Source organism: Nocardioides sp. NPDC101246 (assembly GCF_044767415.1).
Classification (GTDB): Bacteria; Actinomycetota; Actinomycetes; order Propionibacteriales; family Nocardioidaceae; genus Nocardioides.
Genome location: NZ_JBIWNX010000009.1, coordinates 1 through 3,102, shown reverse-complemented (window position 1 = coordinate 3,102; position 3,102 = coordinate 1). Strand labels below are relative to the sequence as shown.

At 68.8% G+C, this 3,102-nt stretch carries 2 protein-coding genes; one reads left to right on the top strand and one right to left on the bottom strand.

Annotated elements, in window-relative coordinates; translation table 11 throughout:
* The first annotated feature begins 160 nt into the window (after positions 1 to 160).
* Positions 161 to 1,549: a hypothetical protein gene (locus tag ACIRON_RS17425; RefSeq protein WP_402993771.1), complete on the top strand. Its 1,389-nt coding sequence runs from the start codon at positions 161 to 163 to the stop codon at positions 1,547 to 1,549.
* On the opposite strand, the gene ACIRON_RS17420 is transcribed toward ACIRON_RS17425, so the two are convergent.
* Positions 1,546 to 2,820 (bottom strand): DUF222 domain-containing protein, encoded by a 1,275-nt coding sequence (locus ACIRON_RS17420; RefSeq protein WP_402993769.1) that lies wholly within the window; start codon positions 2,818 to 2,820, stop codon positions 1,546 to 1,548. The two genes, ACIRON_RS17425 and ACIRON_RS17420, sit on opposite strands and share 4 nt — an antisense overlap.
* Positions 2,821 to 3,102 lie beyond the last annotated feature (282 nt).

Genomic DNA, 3,102 nt, shown 5'->3' with positions numbered 1-3,102 from the left:
GAGTCGGTCAGGATGAGCCGACTCGGTGGGGGAGTCGGTCAGGATGAGCCGACTCGGCGGGGGAGTCGGTCAGGATGAGCCGACTCGGCGCGACCAAAGTCGAGTGAGGTCGCGACGGAAGGACGATGCCGCGACGCCGGCTCGTTTCTAGCCTGGACTCATGCGTCGGCAACAGATGGTCCCGGTAGCGCTCCTGGTCGCCGCAGTCGGTCTGCTCGGACTGGGTGTCGTCGGCCCGCCGACGGCGGATGGTGGCATCCGGATCACGCCAGGGGTGCCGATCCTGCTGGTCGCGGCAGGGGTGAGCTGGTGGTGGCGGGGTAGTACCGGCGCGGTCCTCGGTCTGGTCGCGGTCGCCGTCGTGACGGTCGCGTCGCTCGGTGCAGGACTCGGGCCGGACCTGATCGGTGACCGCGGGCTGCCGGTTGCCGTGGCGCGCTGGGTCCAGGTGGTGGGGCTGGCTGCCGCGACGTACGCCTTGGTCCAGTGGCTGGTGGCACGACGGTCGCCGGTGGGGACAGCCGGTGAGCGACCTCGCCGCGACCGGAGCAAGGTCCTCCAGGTCACGGGTCTCCTGGTGCTGTGCGGGATCGGGGCCGAGCTGCTGGCGGCGTACGGCGACAGCACGGGCAACGTCGGCGGAATCGCGTTCGCGCTGGTCTTCTTCGGGGCCCTCTACGGTGCTCCGGCGCTGCTGGCCCGGGAGCTGGTGCGCCGCCTCGGCTGGGGCTGGCCGAGCCTGCTGCTCATCTTCGCGGCTCTGGGGGTGGCGGAGGCGGGCCTCATCGACCAGTCGCTGTTCAGCGCCGACTACGGCGGCTACGCGGGATGGGAGGAGAACCGGGAACCGACCCTGATCCCGTCGTTGGGATTCAGCGGCTACAACGCCTACTCCTTCATCATCGGGCACGTGATCTTCAGCTTCGCCGCGCCCGTCGCGCTGGCCGAGGCCTGGGTGCCGAACCGCGCCCGAAAGCCGTGGCTGGGCCCCATCGGCACCGCTCTCGCTGCGGTCGCGTACGTCATCGCGGCGTTGTTCATCCTCACCGACCCGGAGTCGCGCTCCGGGAGCCCGGCCCAGCTGCTCGCCACGGCCGGAGTGATCGTCGTCCTGCTTCTCCTCGCCGTCGTCCTCGGCCGGCGAGCACAGACGGCCAGCCATCGGGCCGCGGCAGGTGAAGTGCCGCTCTGGGCTCTCTTCGTCACCGCACTGGTCTTCGCGCTCGTCCCGGATATGACCCCCGCGACCTGGCTGGGCGTGGCCATCGCGACCACCACCACAGCCGTGTTCGGCGTCCTGATCCTGCTGGCCGCCCGGACGAGGGTGTGGACGGTTCGGCACGCGGCGACGATCGGCGCTGCGTACCTTGTCGAGCGGGGCTTGTTGGCGTTCACCTACTTCCCACTCATCGGCGATGTCGCGCCGGGCCCGAAGTACGCCCACAACGTGGTCATGCTTCTCGTCGTCGCGCTCGCGGGATGGCTGGCGCTGCGGGGTCGTGCTGCCACGGCCCCGCCTGCGGAGCGCGCCGCTCTGCCGACTGTTTAGGGGCGGCGGGTGAACCGGATGGTGCCGTCCGGTAGTCGTTCATGGAGGTACGCCGGGGTGTGGGCCAGGCGGTGGTGATGCTGGCACAACAACGCCCCGTCCTTGAGGTCGGTCTTGCCTCCCGCAGCCCAGGGGTCGAGGTGGTGGGCGTCGCACCATTCGGGTGGCATGTCGCATCCTTCGGCTTGGCAGCACTTGGCCTGCAGTCGGAGTGCTTTGCGTTGGATGGGTTGGAAGAACCTGCTGGCCCGGCCGGCGTCGAGGACCTCACCATCACCGCCCAACACCCAGGGGATGATGGTGGCGTTGCAGGCCATCCGTCGGGCTTCGGCGGCGGTGATGGTGGTGCCGTTGGTCTCGTCATAGCCCAGGGTGGCGGTGCCGAGGTCCTTGCGAAGCTCCTCGAGGGAGATCACCACGTTGACCACGGTGGCGTCGCCGCCGTGGCGGGGCAGGGTGGTGGGGTCGATGGTCTCCAAGAGCCGCGAGAACCCCTGCCCCATCAACCGCTCCCACGGCGGCAACGAGGCACCCTTGCCGACGAGCTGCTGTTTGCGGGGTTGGGCGTAGGCCTCAACTAGCCGCTTGAACCGCATCCCGATCGAGACCGGCAAGACACCGTCGAACCCGACGGTCCCGTCGTGGTTGTCCCACACCCGCAACGCGGTCCTCTGCTGGGCCCGTTCCTCCTCAGCGAGGAGGGCCTGGGCTTCGGCGTCTTCGAACCGGGCGGGGTCGATCTCGGCCAGGATCTTTCGGCCGCCGATCGCCAGTTCGTTCGCGGTGAGCCTGGTGGCGTAGTCGACCAGGAGCTTCTCGGCCAGGGCCAGGTCTTCGGCGCTGGCGACCGGGTCGGCCTCGATCTTGTCGAGGGCCTTCGTGATGACCCGGGCCTTGTCCGGGGCGACGACACCGGCAGCAAGACCCTCGGCGACGAGGTGGTACTTCGCGACACTGCTGGCGAGTTTGATCTGGGATCGGGCCACGGCTTTGTCGAGGAGGAGTTCGGCGCGCATCCAGGCGGAGGCGTCCTTGTCGCCGGTCTCCTCGGCGATATCACCGGCCGTGGCCAACACTCGGAGCTTCAGGGCGGCCTGCTGGGCCTGGATGGTCTCCAGGCGGGCCAGCAGGTCCTTCTTCTGGCCGGTGCGCCAGTAGGCAGGGTCGCTCGCGAGGAGGTCGTGGAGGGAGGACTCGATGGCAGCGAGTGCGGCGTCGATCGCACCACCGGGGTTGGTGCCCCAGTGGGCGACATCGTGCTCGAGACTCATCGTGATCCCTCCCTTCATAGGTGTGTCGTGATGGGTCTGATTCTACGCCCTCGAACGGATACCTAGCCACCTATAGGTGCAGGTCAGAGGCTATTTTCGCGGTGAGCGAACGGCATCGTCCCTGTGGATGGTAAGTGGCCCGAAGGGCCACCCCTCCACCCCCAAAGCCCCATTAGACCCAGCAGGATTCCGCTGCGCCACACCCGGGCCGCCGCCCCGATAGCCAGCCAAATCTTTTCTCGATCTGGTCCGGAGTCCAGGACCGCCGAAGGCGGCCGGCGA